The 19,589-nt window shown below is 60.8% G+C and carries 15 protein-coding genes; 5 read left to right on the forward strand and 10 right to left on the reverse strand.

The window, feature by feature from the left end; all coding sequences use genetic code 11:
- Positions 1 to 235: 235 nt before the first annotated feature.
- The 3 genes from HU743_RS24645 to HU743_RS24655 are packed head-to-tail and all read left to right on the forward strand — an operon-like array spanning position 236 to position 5,717.
- On the forward strand, positions 236 to 1,480 hold the full coding sequence (locus tag HU743_RS24645; protein ID WP_186651790.1) for an exonuclease SbcCD subunit D C-terminal domain-containing protein: 1,245 nt from the start codon (positions 236 to 238) through the stop codon (positions 1,478 to 1,480).
- Positions 1,477 to 5,118 (forward strand): SbcC/MukB-like Walker B domain-containing protein, encoded by a 3,642-nt coding sequence (locus HU743_RS24650; protein ID WP_186651792.1) that lies wholly within the window; start codon positions 1,477 to 1,479, stop codon positions 5,116 to 5,118. The genes HU743_RS24645 and HU743_RS24650 overlap by 4 nt, the downstream gene beginning before the upstream one ends.
- Entirely contained in the window at positions 5,115 to 5,717 is a 603-nt protein-coding gene (locus HU743_RS24655; RefSeq protein ID WP_186651795.1) for a glutathione S-transferase, read from the forward strand. Before HU743_RS24650 ends, HU743_RS24655 begins: the two co-directional genes overlap by 4 nt.
- Positions 5,718 to 5,921: 204 nt before the next feature.
- Here the strand turns inward: HU743_RS24655 and HU743_RS24660 are convergent, their stop codons facing one another.
- The 8 genes from HU743_RS24660 to HU743_RS24695 all read right to left on the reverse strand — a co-directional run bounded on the left by HU743_RS24660 (position 5,922) and on the right by HU743_RS24695 (position 12,798).
- Positions 5,922 to 6,179, reverse strand: a complete 258-nt coding sequence (locus HU743_RS24660; protein WP_186551671.1) for a hypothetical protein — start codon at positions 6,177 to 6,179, stop codon at positions 5,922 to 5,924.
- Entirely contained in the window at positions 6,176 to 6,388 is a 213-nt protein-coding gene (locus HU743_RS24665) for a hypothetical protein (protein ID WP_186551670.1), read from the reverse strand. Before HU743_RS24665 ends, HU743_RS24660 begins: the two co-directional genes overlap by 4 nt.
- 372 nt (positions 6,389 to 6,760) lie before the next feature.
- Positions 6,761 to 6,940: a hypothetical protein gene (locus tag HU743_RS24670; protein WP_016775003.1), complete on the reverse strand. Its 180-nt coding sequence runs from the start codon at positions 6,938 to 6,940 to the stop codon at positions 6,761 to 6,763.
- 161 nt (positions 6,941 to 7,101) lie between these two features.
- Complete coding sequence (locus tag HU743_RS24675; protein ID WP_186651797.1) at positions 7,102 to 8,271, reverse strand: lactonase family protein; 1,170 nt, start codon at positions 8,269 to 8,271, stop codon at positions 7,102 to 7,104.
- Positions 8,258 to 8,569, reverse strand: coding sequence for a DUF5629 family protein (locus tag HU743_RS24680; protein WP_076562525.1), 312 nt, complete (start codon positions 8,567 to 8,569; stop codon positions 8,258 to 8,260). Before HU743_RS24680 ends, HU743_RS24675 begins: the two co-directional genes overlap by 14 nt.
- A gap of 168 nt (positions 8,570 to 8,737) precedes the next feature.
- Positions 8,738 to 10,318 (reverse strand): aldehyde dehydrogenase (NADP(+)), encoded by a 1,581-nt coding sequence (locus tag HU743_RS24685; protein WP_186651799.1) that lies wholly within the window; start codon positions 10,316 to 10,318, stop codon positions 8,738 to 8,740.
- Positions 10,319 to 10,327: 9 nt separating this feature from the next.
- Positions 10,328 to 11,320: an AraD1 family protein gene (gene araD1, locus HU743_RS24690; protein WP_186651801.1), complete on the reverse strand. Its 993-nt coding sequence runs from the start codon at positions 11,318 to 11,320 to the stop codon at positions 10,328 to 10,330.
- A 155-nt stretch (positions 11,321 to 11,475) separates the two neighbouring features.
- Entirely contained in the window at positions 11,476 to 12,798 is a 1,323-nt protein-coding gene (locus tag HU743_RS24695) for an MFS transporter (RefSeq protein WP_186651803.1), read from the reverse strand.
- A 193-nt stretch (positions 12,799 to 12,991) separates the two neighbouring features.
- Between HU743_RS24695 and HU743_RS24700 the strand changes: the two genes are divergently transcribed.
- On the forward strand, positions 12,992 to 14,728 hold the full coding sequence (locus tag HU743_RS24700; protein ID WP_186551665.1) for an IlvD/Edd family dehydratase: 1,737 nt from the start codon (positions 12,992 to 12,994) through the stop codon (positions 14,726 to 14,728).
- A gap of 253 nt (positions 14,729 to 14,981) precedes the next feature.
- A complete protein-coding gene (locus HU743_RS24705) occupies positions 14,982 to 15,701 on the forward strand; it encodes a FadR/GntR family transcriptional regulator (protein WP_186651805.1) in 720 nt (239 codons plus the stop codon).
- A gap of 181 nt (positions 15,702 to 15,882) precedes the next feature.
- Here HU743_RS24705 and HU743_RS24710 read toward each other — a convergent pair whose 3' ends face one another.
- A complete protein-coding gene (locus tag HU743_RS24710) occupies positions 15,883 to 18,267 on the reverse strand; it encodes an RND family transporter (protein WP_186651807.1) in 2,385 nt (794 codons plus the stop codon).
- Positions 18,264 to 19,307, reverse strand: a complete 1,044-nt coding sequence (locus tag HU743_RS24715) for a YCF48-related protein (protein ID WP_186651809.1) — start codon at positions 19,305 to 19,307, stop codon at positions 18,264 to 18,266. Before HU743_RS24715 ends, HU743_RS24710 begins: the two co-directional genes overlap by 4 nt.
- Positions 19,308 to 19,589: the final 282 nt, after the last annotated feature.

A 19,589-nucleotide genomic window follows, 5' to 3' on the forward strand; every position in this document is an offset into this window, starting at 1 on the left:
CGCACCAGTATCAAAATAGTGGCGCGATATTGGATTGCCGCTATTTTAGCGTCAATTAATGGACGCACTAAAAAAGAGATTTCGATGAGCGGTACAGTTGAAATCCCCAGTCAACGATCGCCGCCTGCCTGCGCAACAAGCCCTGCGGACGCAATAATCTGTAAACTCTCCCTCCTTTCGCCGCCCTGTCATTTTCCTCGCGGCCATCACCCCTTTAGCTATTGCGGAGTCCACCTTGCGTCTGTTTCACACCTCCGACTGGCACCTTGGGCAAAACCTGCACGGCCAGGAGCGCGATTTCGAGCACGCGTGTTTTCTCGAATGGCTGCTGGGTCAACTGAAACTGGCACAACCGGATGTGCTGCTGATTGCCGGGGACATCTTCGACACGGTCAATCCGCCGGTCAAAGCTCAGGAACGCCTTTACGACTTCATCGTCAGTGCTCACGAACAGCAGCCGCTGCTGACCATCGTGATGATCGCCGGCAACCATGATTCCGGCTCGCGAATCGAACTGCCGGCGCCGTTGATGCGGCGTTTGCGCACCCATGCGTTGGGCCGGGTGTTGTGGCTCGATGACGGGCAACTGGATGCCGAACGCCTGCTGCTGCCGTTGCCGGATAAAACCGGCGAAATTGCGGCATGGTGCCTGGCGCTGCCCTTTCTGCGTCCGGCGGAAGTCACCGGTGCGCACTTGGGCGACAACTATTTGCGCGGCATCGGCCAGGTGCATGAATGGCTGATCGCGGCGGCCAATGCCAAGCGTCAGCCCGGGCAGGCGTTGATCGCGATCAGCCATGCACATATGGCTGGCGGTTCGGTGTCGGAGGACTCCGAACGCAGCCTGATCATCGGCAACGCTGAAGCCCTGCCCGCCAGCCTGTTTGGGTCGAGCATCAGCTATGTCGCCCTCGGCCATTTGCACAAGCCGCAGAAGGTCAACGGTGAGGAACGCATCCGTTACAGCGGCTCGCCGATTCCATTGTCATTCTCGGAGATCGGCTATCAGCACCAGATTCTTGACGTGACACTCGACGGCGAAACCCTGGTCAGTGTCGAGCCGAAGCTGATCCCGCGCTCGGTCAATCTGCAGCGTATCGGCCCGGCGCCGCTGGCCGAAATTCTGCTGCAACTGGCCGACCTGCCGAACATCGATCTGCTCGCCGAAACCCAGCGTCAGCCGTGGCTGGAGGTCCGCGTACGTCTCGACGAGCCGCAGCCGGATCTGCGTCATCAAGTGGAATCCGCGCTGCAAGGCAAAGCCGTGCGCCTGGTGCGCATCGCCGCTGAATACGCCGGCAATCGCGGCGCCCATGGCAGCGATGACGGCAATACGCTGATCGAACTCGACCAGCTCACCCCACAGGAATTGTTCAGCCGTGCCTGGCTCGACAACTACGGCAGCGAGGTCGATGAACAGACGCTGAAAGACTTCGCCGAATTGCTAGAGGACGTGCAACTGGAGGGCGAGCAGCCATGAAAATTCTCGCCATTCGCTTGAAGAACCTTGCCTCGCTGGCCGGGCCTTTCGAGATCGACTTCACCGCCGAGCCGCTGGCCAGCGCCGGTCTGTTTGCGATCACCGGCCCGACCGGTGCTGGGAAAAGCACCCTGCTCGACGCCTTGTGCCTGGCGCTGTTCGGCGCTGTGCCGCGCCTGAACAATACCGGCCGCGACGCCAAAGTGCCGGACGCCGACGGCGAAATCGCCACTGGCGACCCGCGCACCTTGCTGCGTCGTGGTACCGGCGAAGGCTATGCCGAGGTGGATTTTGTCGGCGTCGATGGCCGTCGCTATAGGGCGCGCTGGGAAGCCAACCGAGCCCGCGAGAAGGCTGGGGGCAAGTTGCAGGCCAGCCGGCAGAGCCTGCGCGATATCGATCAGGATCAACTGCTCGCGAGTCAGAAAGGCGAATACAAAACCCAACTGGAAGCCGCGCTGGGCCTGAACTTCGAACAGTTCACCCGCGCCGTGCTGTTGGCACAGAGCGAGTTCAGCGCGTTCCTCAAGGCTGACGACAACGACCGCAGCGAACTGCTGGAAAAACTCACCGACACCGCGCTCTACACCCGCCTCGGCCGCCGCGCTTTCGACAAGACCAAAGAAGCCCGCGAAGCGCACAAGCTGTTGCAGGATCAGGCCAGCGGCGTAACGCCACTGGCACCCGAAGCCCGCGCCGAACTCGATGAGCGTTTCAACGCCGCGCAGCAACAGATGAAGGCGCAACAGGCGCAGCTCAAACAGCTTGAGCAGCAACACAGCTGGCTCAAGGATTTGCGTCAGTTGCAGGACGCGCAGCAGGCGGCCAGCGAACAATTGCACAGTGCGCAGCAGCATTGGCAGGCGCTGGCCGGCGAGCGGGTAAAACTGACGCGCCTGGAGCAGCTCGGCCCGCAGCGGCATCAGTTCGCGCGCAAGGCCGAACTCGATGCATTGCTGACGCCGTTGGCGGCGCAGATTGCCGCACACACCCAACAACACGCGGCGCTGGGCGAACGTCAGGCGCAACTGGAACAAAGCCTCGACGCCGCGAAAGTCGCCCTCAGTGAAGCGCAGCAGCGGCAAAGCGAGAATGCGCCGCTGTTGCGTCAGGCGTTCGAAGAACAAAGTACCCTCGCCCGCCTGATCAAGGACACTGCCAGCAGCGCCGAAGCCCGGCAAACAGCCGAGCAAACGTTCAAGGATGGCCAGAGCGCCATTCAGGCGTTGCAGGAAAAACAGACTCAGGTCGCTGGGCGCTTGCAGCGCATCGCCGCCGAGCTTGAACAGAGCGCGCATCTGGCCCCGCTGAGCGATGCCTGGAGCGCCTATCGCGACCGTCTGCAGCAATTGATGCTGATCGGTAACCGTTTGAACAAGGGCCAGGCTGAACTGCAGTCCCTTGAACAAAACGCCGCGCGCAGTGCTGAAGAGTTGGCGTCGCACAAGCAGCAACTGGAAGTGCTGTTCAAAGAGGCCGGCGCAGAACCGGACGCGGTCGCCGAGCAGATCGGCATCCTCGGCACTCTGTTGCAGGACAACCGCAAGCAACTGCGCGCCGTCGAAGACTTGTCGCGCCTGTGGGCCACTCGGCAGGATCTCGACAAGCGCAGCGAGGAGCTGCAACAACGCCAGCTCCTCGCGCAACAGCAGCGCGAACGCCTGACCCTGGACGGCGTTAAAACCAAGGCCGAACTGACCGTCGCCGAGCAAACCCTCAGCGTCACCCGCGAACTGCTCGAGCGCCAGCGTCTGGCGCGCAGTGCCAGCGTCGAAGAGTTACGCGCGCAGCTACAGGACGACCAGCCCTGCCCGGTTTGTGGCAGCAACGAGCATCCGTATCATCAGCCCGAAGCGCTGCTGCAAAGCCTTGGTCGCCATGATGAAAGCGAACAGGCCAACGCGCAGCAAGTGGTCGACCAGCTCAAGGAAAAACTGATCGACCTGCGCGGCGAAGTCGGCGGCGTGATCGCGCAACAAAAGGAGTTGCTGCAACAGCAGGAACAACTCGCTGCCCAGCAACAAGCCTTGGCCCCAAGCCTTGACGCGCATCCGCTGTCGGCACAATTGCTGAACCAGGACCCCGACAAACGCGACGCCTGGCTCAGTCGCCAGAACGAGCAGTTGAACCAGAGCATCACCCAGGATGAACAGCGCCAAAGCGTCCTGCTCACGTTGCAGCAGGACGCGGCGCGTCTGTCGCAGCAGTTGCGTCAGGCTGAAGTCGCCCACCAGCAAGCGGCACAGCACCTGAGCAACCAACAGCATGAACTCAACAGCGACCGTCAGCGTCTGGAAGAAGAGCTCACCGCGTTTGGCCCGCTGTTGCCCGCTGACACTCTGCAGGCCCTGCGCCTTGAGCCAGCCGCGACGTTCATGCAACTGGACCGGCAGATCGCCGAGCGTCTGGCGCAGCTTGAACAACAAAAGGAAGAGCTGGGCGAACAGCAGCAACGCCAGCAGACGCTGGAAAAAGAACTGGATCGCCAACAGATTCGCAGCCAGCAATTGCAAAGTGCCGAGCAGCAATTCAACACGCTGACCGAGCAACAGCAGAACTGTCAGGAAAAACTGGCGCAACTGCTCGGCGAACACAGCAGCACCGAGCACTGGCAGCAGTTGCTCGAACAGGCCGTCGAGCAGGCGCGCACGGCCGAAACCAGCACGACCGAGGCACTGCAAAGCGTGCGCACGCAACGCGTGCAAATCGCGGCGGAACTCAAAGCACAGCAGGAACGATTGCAGGCGCTCGAAAGTGAAGACAAAGCGCTCACTGACAAGATCGCCAGTTGGCGCGCCAGCCATCCTGAACTGGATGACGGCGGCCTCGAAGACCTGCTGCGCTTCGATGACGCGCAGGTCGCCGAACTGCGCCAAACCCTCCAGCTCAACGAAAAAGCCATCGAACAGGCCCAGGTCTTGGTGCAGGAACGCGATCAGCGTCTGCTCGATCATCAGGCGCAGCACAACGGCAACCTCGATGCCGAGCAGCTCGCCAGCGCCCTCGTCGACGTGCAGAACCAGTTCGCCGCCAGCGAACAGCAATGCGCCGAACTGCGTGCCGAACAGGCGGAGGACCAGCGCCGGCAGAACGCCAACCAGGCGCTGGCCCAGCAGATCGCCGACGCCTATGCCGAGTATCAGCGCTGGGCGCGCCTGAGTGCCTTGATCGGCTCAGCCACCGGCGACACCTTCCGCAAAATCGCCCAGGCCTACAACCTCGATCTGCTGGTGCATCACGCCAACGTGCAACTGCGCCAACTGGTCAAACGCTATCGCCTGAAACGCGGCGGCAGCATGCTCGGCCTGCTGGTGATGGATACGGAAATGGGCGATGAACTGCGCTCGGTGCATTCGTTGTCCGGCGGCGAAACGTTCCTCGTGTCACTGGCCCTGGCGCTGGGTCTGGCCTCGATGGCCTCGAGCACGCTGAAAATCGAATCGCTGTTTATCGACGAAGGCTTTGGTAGCCTTGATCCCGAATCTCTGCAATTGGCCATGGACGCCCTGGACGGTTTGCAGGCGCAGGGGCGCAAGGTTGCGGTGATTTCCCATGTACAGGAAATGCACGAACGGATCCCGGTGCAGATTCAGGTGCGGCGCCAGGGTAATGGTTTGAGTACGCTGGAGGTGAAATGAACACGCTGTATTCGTTCCGCCGCTGCCCCTACGCGATGCGTGCGCGGATGGCGTTGCGTTATGCCGGCGTGCCGGTGGACATCGTTGAGGTCAGCCTCAAGGACAAGCCGGCAGAGATGCTGGCGATCTCGCCGAAGGGCACCGTGCCGGTGCTGAATGCTGATGGCGTGGTGATTGATGAGAGTCTGCAAATCATGCGCTGGGCGTTGGCGCAAAATGATCCGGATGACTGGTTGTTCAAGGATGATCCGGGGGCTGACGTCATCATGAACATGCTCATCGAGACGAACGACCAACGATTCAAGACATCGCTGAATCACTACAAATACGCTGAGCGTTATCCAGAGCAACCGATGGAGGTCTATCGAATGCAGTGCGAGATGATCGCCCACTATTTGGATCTGACGCTCGCGGAGCACGACTACCTGCTGGGCGACCGGCTCAGTCTCGCCGACATCGCCCTGCTGCCCTTCGTGCGGCAGTTCGCTCACGTTGATCGCGAGTGGTTTGCGCAGACGCCTTATGTTCGCCTGCAGGCCTGGTTGCAGCGCCTGCTCGAATCCGAGCTGTTCACCTGGATCATGAAAAAACAGCCCTGAATTCCAGCCTCACACCGCACCTGTGGCAAGGGAGCTTGCTCCCGCCTCATACCCCACCTGTGGCGAGGGAGCTTGCTCCCGCTCGGCTGCGCAGCAGTCGCAGTCCATTAAACTCGGTACATCAGCAATATTGTTTCTGCAGGATTTGGGGCTGCTTCGCCCCCCAGCGGGAGCAAGCTCCCTCGCCACATGGGTGCACGGCTTCTAGGCGAGAGCGTTGCACATGCCCAGTGCCATGCAATCCACTTCAAACGGCCCGAGAAAATCGACTGCGATTCTGGCCGGTGGATTGCCCGCCATCAGCCCCAGCGTATTCGCCCGCTCGATGTTGTGAGCGATGTTGTGGTTGGCCTCTATGGCCCGGGCCAGTGCGCCCACCGAACCTTGACCGAAACCCAGCAATGAAGCGCCGTTGGTCATCAATGCCAGGCTGGCGATGACCCAGAGTCTGTAGCCTTTCATGCGCCACCAACTCCTGCGAGTTCGGCCCGGTCGACCATCACGCTCTGCGAGCGGACTTCGAACTGGATGCCAGGGTGGGCGACGGCAATTGGCGCGTCGAAGCGGTGTTCCATCTGCGAGCCGATGCTGACGATCAGCACCACGGCCAGGTACAGACCGATGGCCAGGTAGGCGCCGCGTTTGGCGGAAGTGAGGATTGCGCTGGCCATGGTGTTCTCCCGTGGGCAAGTTTCGATGCCCACAGAATCAATCAAACGAACCGAAGCAACCACTCAGCGTTTGCCATAGTAAACATCAGCTTCGTTGATTATTTACCGGCTCTATTCACCGGCTTGAAGAAACCTATTCACGCAGGAGATTGAATACTGATCGTTCCCACGCTCCGCGTGGGAATGCAGCCCGGGACGCTCTGCGTCCCATTGGAACGCGGAGCGTCCCTTGAGGCATTCCCACGCGGAGCGTGGGAACGATCATGTTACGCGCACGCGCGTAGGAGCTGCCGAAGGCTGCGATCTTTTGACGTTGAAGATCAAGAGATCGCAGCCTTCGGCAGCTCCTACAAGGGAGTTGTGTCGGTGCGCTCAGGCTTGGGTTTTATGATCCAGCGCGGCATAGAAGTTGGCGCTTTGTTGCAGGTATTTCTGGGTGTAGCTCTGGGTGTGGGATTTTTTGCTGGCGATTTCGACGTTGGCACCGGCGGGCAATACCACGGTGGCGGAAATGGCGGAGGCGGCGATAACGGAGAAGAGATTGAAGTTCATGGCGGTAACCCTCGTGTTCGTTTGCTTGGTTTGCCCGGTCGGGCTGTGAAACAAACGTAACGCTGGAGGGTTGGCGCTTGAAATCTTTTGTAGCATTAGCCGTTATCAGTGCAATTAATACAACGACACAGGCCCCGCGAACCGGGGCCTGTGGCTTATTGTTACAGCACAAACTTGAGGTCGCTGGGTGCGTCCATCGGCAGTTTTTGCACGGTTTTGCCGAGCAGACCGGTCTTGGCATCGCGCTCGACGACGACAATCTGGTTGCTCTTCTGGTTGGCAATCAAGACGAACTTGCCGCTCGGATCAAGAGCAAACTCACGCGGATGGTCGCCGTCGACCGAGCGTTTTTGCAGTTCTTTGAGCTGCCCGGTCGCAGGATCGATGCTGAACACCACGAGTTGATTGGCCGTGCCGCGATTGCTCACATAGAGGAATTTGCCATCGGCCGAGGCATGCAGCGCCGCGCCCGCCTTGTCCGAGGTCGGCTGGCCTGCTGCGAGGTCAACCAGTTGCGTCTGGGTCAGCACGCCGTCGTTGTAGTCGAGCACCGCGACCTGCGCGCTCATTTCCATGGTCAGCCAGGCGTGCTTGCCGTCGGCGCTGAACAGCAGATGGCGCGGGCCGCTGCCGGCCGGCATCGACACCGAGGCTGTTTTCGCCGGCGTCAGCGGCAAGTGCGGGTTGGCTTTGGGGTCGAACTGGTAAATGAAGACCTTGTCCGCACCGAGATCGTTGGAAAACACGTAGCGGCCGTCCGGTGAGGAAACTGTCGCATGCACGTGGTTCGAAGCTTGCCGCTCAGGATTGACCCGACTCGCCGGGTGCGCGCTCATCTGCACCACCGGTTTGAGCTTGCCGTCGGCATCGACCGGCAATACCGCCAGGGTGCCGCCCGGGTCTTCCATCACCGAATAATTGCTGACGAACAAATGGCTGGCATCAGCGCTGAGGCTGGAATGGGTCGGCTCGTTGCCCAGGCTTTGCACTTGGCTGATCAGGCTCAAGGCGTGGGTTTTCGGGTCGATGGCATAACTGCTGACGCGACCGACCGGGTCAGTCTGCCCAGGGCCGTTTTCGTTGACCACGAACAGACGTGTCTGATCTTTGGACAGGGTCAGCCACGACGGGTTTTCGCTCTTGACCACTTGCAGCGGCTTGGGGTTGATCTGGCCGGTGGCGCTGTCGAACTGCATCCGATAGAGGCCTTCGCTGCTGCCGGCGGTGTACGACCCCACCAGCAACTGGAAGCTTTCGGCGGACGCCGTGGAAAAGCCCATCGCACCGACGCTGCCGGCCATCAGCAACGGCCAGAAATTACGCATCTTCATTATTGTCATCCTCATCGTCGCTGCTGCTGACTACGTCGCCTAGACACACCAGACGATGCTCGCCCGTGGTCTTGGTGTCGCTGGCGTAGCCGACGATCAGCCAGCTCTGCAGCGTCTCATCAAACGTCGCCGCCGCGACCTGCGCCGGGGTGAATTCCCAGTGCTTCGCTTCACGGCCATCGATGCATTCGATGTGCAGGTTATCGTCCTCGTCGAGGGCGAATTCGAAGGCGTGCAGGCCATCGATTTCGACCATGCCGCAGTGTTCGAGGGCGTTGAGAAGGGTTTGGGCAGTCATGGCAAACAGTCTTTCTTGGGGGGGAAAGTGCCAATGATAACTTATTGTCGAAACAGTTCCCTTGTAGGAGTGAGCCTGCTCGCGATAGCGGTGAGTCATCCAGCAGAGATGCTGAATGTAAGACCGCTATCGCGAGCAGGCTCACTCCTACAGGGGTTGTCGTTGGCTTTAGAGCGCTTCACGCGATGGCTTGCCATCGACCAGACGCTGAATGCGCAGCGGGTTGGCGTTTTTCAGCGGCTCCGGCAGCAGGCTGTCCGGGTAGTTCTGGAAGCACACCGGACGCAGGAAGCGGTCGATCGCCAGCGTGCCCACGGAAGTGCCGCGCGCGTCGGAAGTCGCCGGGTAAGGCCCGCCGTGGACCATCGAATCGCAGACTTCGACGCCGGTGGGATAGCCGTTGAGCAGGATGCGCCCGACCTTTTGTTCCAGCAGCGGCGTCAGTTCGGCGAATTGCTCGAAGTCCGCCGGCTCGCCGATGATCGTCGCGGTCAGTTGACCATGCAGTCCGTGCAGCGCCGCGCTGAGCTGTGCCTGATCGGCGACTTCAACGATCACCGTGGTCGGCCCGAACACCTCTTCCTGTAGCACTTCTTCACCGTCGATCAACAGGCTGACGTCAGCCTTGAACAATTGCGGCTGCGCCTGATTGCCCTGCTGCGGATTACCGGCCAGATGTTCGATGCCGGTGTGCGCCAAGAGTTTTTCCAGACCCTTGCCGTAGCTGCCGAGGGTGCCAGCGTTAAGCATGGTTTGCGCCGGTTGATCGCCGATCAGGCCGGCCAGTTGCTGGATGAACGCGCTGAATTGTGGCGAGCGAATACCGATGACCAGACCCGGATTGGTGCAGAACTGACCACAGCCCTGGACCACTGAAGCGGTGAGATCGCGAGCCACTGTTTCCGAACGCTTTGCGAGCGCCTGCGGCAGGACGATGACCGGGTTGATGCTCGACATTTCGGCAAACACCGGGATCGGTTGCGGGCGCGCCGCAGCCATGTCGCACAAAGCGCGACCGCCCTTCAGCGAACCGGTGAAGCCGACCGCCTGGATCGCCGGATGCTTGACCAGCCATTCGCCGACGCCGCCACCGTAGATCATGTTGAACACGCCGGCCGGCATGCCGGTTTTTTCCGCTGCGCGAATCACCGCGTCAGCAACCCGCTCAGCGGTGGCCATGTGGCCGCTGTGGGCCTTGAACACCACCGGGCAACCGGCGGCCAGCGCCGCTGCGGTGTCGCCGCCAGCGGTGGAGAACGCCAGTGGGAAGTTGCTCGCGCCGAACACTGCGACCGGGCCGAGGCCGATGCGGTATTGACGCAGGTCCGGACGTGGCAGTGGCTGGCGATCCGGCAGTGCCAAGTCAATGCGCGCACCGTAGAAATCACCGCGACGCAGGACTTTGGCGAACAGACGCATCTGGCCACTGGTGCGGCCGCGCTCGCCCTGAATGCGACCGGCTGGCAGCGCAGTTTCGCGGCAGACCAGGGCGACAAAATCATCGCCAAGGGCATCCAGTTCATCCGCGACTGCGTCGAGGAACTGCGCGCGGCGTTCGGCGCTGAGGCTGCGATACGTCGGGTAAGCCGCTGCGGCAGCTTTGGCGGCGGCGTCGACTTCCTCCGCCGTGGCCTGAATGAAGTCGTGCGGCAAGGCTTCGCCGGTGCTGGCGTCAACCGATTGCAATTTGACGGTGCCGGCGGCGCTGCGCTGCCCGCCGATGTAGTTGTGACCGAGAATCTGAGTCATGGGATCTCCTTAAAGGGTGCCGATGCTGTCCGGTTCGAAAGCCGCTTTGGCCGGTGCGATGCCGTTGACCAGCGGTGCGCCAAAGTCGGCCTGGCTGATCTCGAAGGTATCGCCCGGCTGGGTGCGGATGCCGTCGGCAAACGACAGGGTCGCGGTGCCGAAGAAATGAATGTGCACGTCGCCCGGACGCAGGAATTGACTGTATTTGAAGTGGTGGTATTCGAGGTTCGCCAGGCTGTGGCACATGTTGGCCTCGCCGCTGAGGAACTCGTTCTGCCACAGCACTTCGCCATCACGCAGGATTCGACTGGTGCCGGCAAGGTGTTGAGGCAATTCACCGGTGCGAAGTTCCGGACCATAACTGCAACTGCGCAATTTCGAGTGCGCCAAGTAGAGGTAATTCTTGCGCTCCATGACGTGGTCGGAAAACTCGTTGCCCACCGCGAAACCGAGGCGATACGGTTTGCCGTCGTTACCGATGATGTACAGGCCGGCCATTTCTGGCTCTTCGCCGGCGTCTTCGGCAAACGGCGGCAGCGGGAACGGCTGGCCCGGACGCACAACGATGCTGCCGTCGCCCTTGTAGAACCATTCCGGTTGCACACCGGCCTGCCCCGCCGCCGGTTTGCCGCCCTCCACGCCCCACTTGAAAATGCGCATGGTGTCGGTCATCGCCGCTTCGTCGCCGGCCTGCTGGTGCATTTTGTCGCGGGCCGAGGCGCTGCCCAGGTGAGTCAGGCCGGTACCGCTGACCAGCATATGCGCCGGGTCCGGGTGGTCCAGCGGCGGCAGGATGCGCAGGTCGTTGAGCAACTGCGCGTAGTCGTGACTGGCGCCGAGGCCAAGGGTCTGCACCTGCTGCTCAAGGGTGCTGCCTGCTTCGATCGCGGCCAGCGCCAGATCGCGCACACTGCGGGCGTCTTGCACTTCGCGGACCTGACCGTTGTCGACCACGCCGACGCGGCGTTCGCCGCTGTTTAATTCGAATTGCACCAGATGCATATGTCCTCTCCTTTATCCAAATTCCGAAACACCGCAAAACCCTGTGGGAGCTGGCTTGCCAGCGATAGCAACCTGTCTGACACATCAATGTTGGATGTGCTGCCGTCATCGCTGGCAAGCCAGCTCCCACAGGAGTGGTAATTGATCCATAGGTGTCAGGTGCGGGTTGCGCCCCGCGCGCTGGCGGCGAATTGGTCGACGGGTAGAACGTGCTTGCGTTCCAGCACACGATAAACAATGCCGGTCAGAATCAGCCCGAACACCATCACCCCAGAAAGGAAGTACAACCCCGAAGCCAGATTGCCGGTGTATTCCTTCAATGCACCAATCACGAAAGGTCCGATGTAACCGCCAAGGTTGCCGACCGAGTTGATCAATGCGATCCCCGCCGCCGCACTGGCGCCAGCAAAGAACCGCCCCGGCAAAGTCCAGAACACGGCGGTGCAGGAGAACAAGGCAAACGCCACCAGACACAGCGCCGCCAGTTGCGCCACCGGCAACGACAGCCAGGCGCTGAGGAACAGGCCGATCGCACCGAGTACATAGAGCACGGCGAGATGCCCATAGCGATCATTCAAGCGGTCGGAGCTGCGCGGAATGATCAGCAGGCCGATGATCCCGAAGATGTACGGCACCGATGAGACGAACCCGGTCACCAGGTCGCTGCCGCCGAATTGTTTGATCAGCGTCGGCAGCCACAGGCCCAGGCCATAAATGCTCAGCGTTACCGGTAGATAGAACAGCGCCAGCAGCAGCACGCGTTTGTCTTTCAGCGCATGCAGCGGATTGCCGTGGCGGGTCTGGCCGTACTCCTGCAAGTCCTTTTTCAGCTCGCCGGTCAGCCAGTCTTTTTCAGACTGATCCATCCACTTCACTTGCTGCGGGCCGTCCGGCAGCCAGCGCAGCACCGGCCAGGTCAGCAGGATCGCCGGGGTGCCGATAACGATGAACAGCCACTGCCAGCCGTGCAGGCCGAGGATGCCGTCCATGCCGAGCAGGCCACCGGACACGGGGCCGGTGATCATCATGGCGATCGGTTGCGAGAGGATGAACAGCCCGAGGATCTTGCCGCGATGGCGCACCGGGAACCATTGGGTGATGTAGTACAGAACGCCAGGGAAGAAGCCCGCCTCCGCCGCGCCGAGCAGAAAGCGCATCACGTAGAAACTGTGCGGCCCTTGCACGAAGGCCATGCCAATGGTGATCGCGCCCCAGGTAATCATGATCCGTGCGAACCAGCGCCGCGCGCCGAAGCGTTCGAGCATCAGGTTGCTGGGGATTTCGAAGAGGAAGTAACCAATAAAGAACAGCCCGGCGCCCAGGCCGTAGGCCGCATCGCCGATGCCGATGTCGGCGCCCATGTGCAGCTTGGCGAAGCCAACGGCGGAGCGATCCACATAGGCGATCAGGTACAGCAGGATCAGGAAGGGAATCAGTTTCAGCGTGATGCGCCGGACAAGCCGCAATTCCTGGCTCATGAGATCGGTCTCCGATTGTTGTTTTTATAGAACCTCGGGGGACGCCTCTCACGGAAAACCGTCAGGGCCATCCCTCCGTCGAAAACGACTATATAGTAATACTATTTACTCAACAACACTTCCAAACTGCGGATTTTGAGCTTATGTTAAGCCATCGCTGGAACACTATAGTCATACAATAAGAGAAACGATCATGTCTGATAAGAAACCCACCCTGCGCTCCGCCCAATGGTTTGGCACGGCCGACAAGAACGGCTTCATGTACCGCAGCTGGATGAAGAATCAGGGCATCGCCGACCATCAGTTCCACGGCAAGCCGATCATCGGCATCTGCAACACCTGGTCGGAATTGACCCCGTGCAACGCGCACTTCCGCCAGATCGCGGAGCACGTCAAACGCGGGGTGATCGAGGCCGGTGGGTTTCCAGTGGAATTCCCGGTGTTCTCCAATGGCGAATCGAACCTGCGCCCGACCGCCATGCTCACCCGCAACCTGGCGAGCATGGACGTTGAAGAAGCGATTCGCGGCAACCCGATTGACGGTGTGGTGCTGCTGACCGGTTGCGACAAAACCACCCCGGCCCTGCTGATGGGCGCGGCCAGTTGCGACGTGCCGGCGATCGTCGTCACCGGCGGACCGATGCTCAACGGCAAGCACAAGGGCAAGGACATTGGTTCCGGCACCGTGGTCTGGCAGCTCAGCGAACAGGTCAAGGCCGGTACCATCACCATCGACGATTTCCTCGCGGCTGAGGGCGGCATGTCGCGTTCGGCGGGCACCTGCAACACCATGGGCACCGCGTCGACCATGGCCTGCATGGCTGAAGCGCTCGGCACTTCGCTGCCGCACAACGCGGCGATTCCGGCGGTGGATGCACGGCGTTATGTGCTGGCGCACATGTCCGGCATGCGGGCGGTGGAGATGGTTCGTGAAGACCTGAAACTGTCGAAGATTTTGACCAAGGAAGCCTTCGAAAACGCCATTCGCGTCAACGCTGCCATCGGTGGTTCGACCAACGCCGTCATTCACTTGAAAGCCATCGCCGGGCGCATTGGCGTTGAACTGGATCTGGACGACTGGACCCGCATCGGTCGTGGCATGCCGACCATTGTCGACCTGCAACCGTCCGGGCGTTTCCTGATGGAAGAGTTTTACTACGCCGGTGGCTTGCCAGCGGTACTGCGTCGCCTCGGTGAGGCCAATCTGATTCCCAACCCGAATGCGCTGACCGTCAACGGCAAATCCATCGGCGAGAACACCAAAGACGCGCCGATCTACGGCGAAGACGAAGTGATCCGCACCCTCGACAATCCGATCCGCGCTGACGGCGGGATTTGCGTATTGCGCGGCAACCTGGCGCCGCTGGGTGCGGTACTCAAACCGTCCGCCGCTACCGCTGAACTGATGCAGCATCGCGGCCGCGCGGTGGTGTTCGAAAACTTCGACATGTACAAGGCGCGGATCAATGATCCGGAGCTGGATGTCGACAAAGATTCGATCCTGGTCATGAAAAACTGCGGGCCGAAGGGTTATCCGGGCATGGCCGAGGTCGGCAACATGGGCTTGCCGGCCAAGTTGTTGGCGCAGGGGGTGACTGACATGGTGCGTATCTCCGACGCACGCATGAGCGGCACGGCGTACGGCACGGTGGTTTTGCACGTCGCTCCGGAAGCCGCAGCGGGCGGGCCTTTGGCGGCGGTGCAGGAAGGCGACTGGATCGAACTGGACTGCGCCAGCGGCCGTTTGCATCTGGACATTCCCGACGCTGAACTGGCCGCGCGCATGGCCGATTTGCAGCCACCGCAGCAGTTGTTGGTGGGCGGTTATCGTCAGCTGTACATCGACCACGTACTGCAGGCGGATCAGGGTTGTGACTTTGACTTCCTGGTGGGTTGCCGAGGGGCCGAGGTCCCGCGTCACTCCCACTAACACCCCCCTCTTTCAGGCCTGAATCGGTCAGCTGTGGCGAGGGAGCTTGCTCCCGCTCGACTGCGAAGCAGTCGCAAATCGGCATTCGCGGCTTTGTAGGCATACCGCATCTGCAAAATTTGGGGCTGCTCCGCAGCCCAGCGGGAGCAAGCTCCCTCGCCACAGGGCCTGCACAGATTTCATGTCTGATGATTGCCCGCCGTGCCTGCTATGATGCGCGGCATCTCCATCGCTCAGGATCGCGTCGCTCCCCATGGATTACCGCAAACCTTCCGACCGTAAAAGCATGCACTCGCGCATCGTCCAGGAACTGGGCATGCAGATCGTCTCCGGACGCTTTTTGCCCGACGACAAACTGCCCGCCGAAGCCCTGCTCTGCGAGGAATACGCGGTCAGTCGGCCGGTGTTGCGTGAAGCCACGCGGGTGCTGGTGGCCAAGGGTCTGGTTTATTCAAAGCCCCGCGTCGGCACGGTGGTCAAGGCGCGCCGCGAATGGCACATGCTCGACCCGGACGTGCTGCACTGGCTGATGCAAAGTAGCCCGCAGAATGAATTCTTCAATGTGCTGACCAGCGTGCGCAGCATCATCGAACCTGCGGCAGCCGCCCTCGCCGCTCAGCATGCGACCGATGCCGACATCGCCGCGATCAACGAAGCCTACCAACGCATGGAAACCGCACCGACACCGGAGGCCTTGTTGCAGCCGGACCTGGATTTCCACAGCCGGATTGCCGACGCCACGCACAATGATTTGTTGGCGAACCTGTGCAATATGCTGTCGGTAGCGATTGCCGAGGCGTTGAAGCACTCCAATCAGCGGCCGAACCTGCATGAGCTGGCGTTGCCAAGGCACAAGGCGATTCTCACGGCGATCGAGAACCGTGATGCGCTCAGCGCCCGGCATGCGACCTTGGTGCAGTTGGATGATGCGCGCAGTGCCCTCAGCGTAGTGCTTGGCACCGAACTCTCCTGACACACCGAAAATCCCCTGTAGGAGTGAGCCTGCTCGCGATAGCGGTATGTCAGGGATCCACTTACCGACTGACACAGCGCTATCGCGAGCAGGCTCACTCCTACATTTGATCTGTGTGATTCCAAGATATAAAAAAGCCGCAACCCATTAGGATGCGGCTTTGTCGTTTCAGCCTTTCAGATCAATGTGCAAACAACGAATTACCCTTCTGTCCTGCCAGTTTTTCAGGCTTGATCAGGAACTTCGCCAGGGCCGGCAGCAGCCACAGCGCACCGAACATGTTCCACAGCAGCATGAAGGTCAGCATCAGGCCCATGTCGGCCTGGAACTTGATGGCCGAGAAGATCCAGGTGCACACGCCAATCGCCAGGCACAGGCCGGTGAACAGCACCGCTTTACCGGTGGATTTCAGCGTCTGGTAATAGGCTTCCTGCAACGGCAGCCCGGCACGCAGGAAACTTTCCAGGCGGCTGTAGATGTAGATGCCGTAGTCGACGCCAATCCCCACCCCCAGCGCCACCACCGGCAGCGTGGCGACTTTCACGCCGATACCCATGAACGCCATCAGCGCGTTGCCGAGTACCGATGTCAGCACCAGCGGCAGGACGATGCACAGGGTTGCCGCCCAAGAGCGGAAGGTGATCATGCACATCACCGCCACGCAGATGTACACCAGAATCAGGATGGTCAGCTCAGCCTGTTTGATGACTTCGTTGGTGGCCGCTTCGATCCCGGCGTTACCGGCGGCGAGGATGAATTCCAGGCCGTCCTTGTTGTTCTCCTTCGCGAATTCCTGCACGGCGTGCACGGCACGGTCGAGGGTTTCGGCCTTGTGGTCGTTGAGGAACACGAGAACCGGCGCCAGCGAGCAACTGTTGTTGTACAGACCATCGGCGCGGGCGATCGAGTTGTTCAGCACGTCCGGGTTGCGCGACAGGGTTTCCCATTTCAGGTTGCCCTCGTTCATGCCCTTGATCATCTGTTTGGACACGGTCACCAGCGAGATTGCCGACTGCACGCCCTCGGTGTTCTGCATCTTCCACATCAACTGATCGATCGGCGCCATGGCTTCGTAGCGCGAGCAGCCTTCAGCCTTGGTCTTGACCATCACCACCAGCACGTCGGAGCTGGTCGAGTAGTTGCTGATGATGAAGTTGTTGTCCTTGTTGTAGCGCGAGTCCGGGCGCAATTCCGGCGCGCCCTGGTCGAGGTCGCCGATCTTCAGGTTCTGGCTGTACCAGAGGCCGCCACCGAAGGCGATCAGCGCCAGCGCTACCGAAATCGGCGCGACTTTCGGGCTGGCGAAGTTCGACAGCAGGCGCCAGAACGGATGCTCGCGGTTCGCGTCCTTCTTGCTCTTGGCAATTGCGCGCTTGCTGATGCCGACGTAGGAAATGGCAACCGGCAGCAGAATCAGGTTGGTGAACACGATCACCGCCACGCCGATGGACGCGCCGATCGCCAGCTCGCGAATCACACCAATGTCGATGATCAGCAGGGTGATGAAGCCCACCGCGTCCGCCAGAATCGCGATCATTCCCGGCAGGAACAACTGACGGAAGGTTCGGCGCGCGGCGGTCAGGGCATTCTCGGCTTCGCTGGATTGCAGAGCGATACCGTTGATTTTCTGCACGCCGTGGGAAATGCCGATGGCGAAAATCAGGAACGGCACCAGCATCGAATACGGATCGAGTCCGAAGCCGAAAAAGTGCATCAGCCCCAGTTGCCAGACCACCGCCACCAGGGTCGTGCTCAACACCGCGATGGTGCTGCGCACGCAGTTGGTGAACCACAGCAGCAGGATCAGGGTGATGACGAAGGCAACACCGAAGAACAGCACCACCATCACCAGACCGTCGATCAGGTCACCGACCTTCTTGGCGAAGCCGACGATGTGAATCTTGATGTTGGGGTTCTGCGCTTCGAACTTGTTGCGGATCTTGTCTTCCAGTTCATGGGAGAACTTGCGGTAGTCCAGCGCCAGCAACTTGCCCTGATCCTGCGGGTCCGGGTAGGCCTCAAGCAGCGGAATGTCGACAATGCTCGACTTGAAATCGTTGGCGACCAGACGTCCGACCTGACCGGACTTGAGCACGTTGTTGCGCAGCAGGTCGAGGCTGTCCTGGGAGCCGTTGTAGCTCTGCGGAATCACTTCACCGCCGGCGAAACCCTCTTCGGTCACTTCGGTCCAGCGTACGCTCGGGCTCCACAGCGATTTCAGGCCGGAACGGTCGACGCCGGAAATGTAGAACACTTCGTCGTTGATCTGGCGCAGGGTCTCCATGTATTCCTTGGAGAAGATGTCGCCGTCAGTGGCTTCCACCGAAATACGCACGGTGTTGCCCAGGTTCGCCAGGTCGTTGCGATGCTCCATCATCTTTTCGATGAACGGATGCTGCAGCGGGATCATTTTTTCGAAACTGGTGGACGGCCGGATCAGCGTGGCCTGCCAGAACAGAAAAATGCTCACCACCAGACAGATCAGAATCACGGCCGGGCGGTTGTTGAAGATCAGGCGCTCGAGCACCGTCGCCTTTTCCTGCTGAGGAGTGATCAAGGAAGTCATAGCCCTGCCTTCTTGTTATTAGTCTCGGCACCGTTTGGCTGGGTGAGGTGTACACCGCCCTGCCCGCTCAGAATCAGATTGCCGTCGCCGGCAGCAGTGACCGACGACAGCGAAATGCGGTCCGGGCGGTTGAACACGCTGAAGGTCTCGCCGTTGTCGCTGCTGCTGATCACTGAGCCGCCGTTACCGACAATAATGATCGAGCCATCTTCAAGCAGCGTGCCGCCGGAGAGGCCGAATTCCAGCGCACCCCGTGCGGCTTTCAGTTCGACCTGCTCCCATGTGCTGCCAAAATCGGTGGAGCGGTAGAGGTTGCCGCGCAAGCCGTAAGCCAACAGGGTCTGCGCCTGCGCCGTGCCGATCACGCCAAACAGCGAACCTTCGTACGGGCCTTCGAGTTTTTCCCAGTTCTGGCCGTCATCGGCAGAGCGGAACATGCTGCCGGACTCGCCGACGATGAACAGCCCGGCGTCTTTCACGGCGGCGATGGCATTGAGGTGGAACTGGTCTTCGTTGTCGAGACGATCGCTGACGTCTTCCCAGTGCTTGCCGCCGTCAGTGGTTTCCAGCAGCGTGCCGTAGGCGCCCACGGCAAAGCCGCTGCTGGCGTCCTTGAACCAGACGTCGAGCAGCGGCGATTCGCGTGCAAGGTCTTCGAATTGTTTGGTCCAGGTCAGACCGCCGTCTACGCTGGCGAGAATCTGCGCGTCATGGCCGACCGCCCAACCGTTTTTGTCGTCGACGAAATACACGGCGGTGAGCAGTTGCCGGGTCGGCACCTTGGCCTGGGTCCAGGTCCTGCCCTGGTCATCGGAATAGAGAATGTGTCCGCGATCCCCGACCGCGACCAGGCGCGCGCCGGCGTGGACGACATCGAGCATCAGGCTTTTCGCAGCCTTGGCCGACTCGGTGGAATAGACCACGTCAGCCGGGGCCTCGGCGGCAAACACGGGTGCCGACAATGTGGCAAAGCCCAGCAGCGAGAGTGCTGTGGCCAGCAACGCGGTGTTGCGTAACGCCGGCGGGCGGCAACGACTCATAGACCTTCCCCTATTTATTATTGTTGGGCCATCGGGCCTTCAAGGGCGCCGCAAGTGTGCTGCTGTGATGGCTGGTCAGAAGCATAGTCCTGAAACCCGCAATCCAGAGCCACTTCGGAAGCTGGCTCATCCTATCGGGCTTTGTAAATGTCTGACAATCGGCGCCACGTTATCTTTTGTTAACCGCAAGCGGCCGCTGTCGCCAACGCATTCCCCTGTGGGAGCGAGCTTGCTCGCGAAAGCGGTGGGTCAGGCAATGAAGATGTTGACTGAAACGACGCC

The sequence above is a fragment of the Pseudomonas sp. SWRI99 genome, from assembly GCF_014270125.1.
Classification (GTDB): Bacteria; Pseudomonadota; Gammaproteobacteria; order Pseudomonadales; family Pseudomonadaceae; genus Aquipseudomonas; species Aquipseudomonas hamedanensis.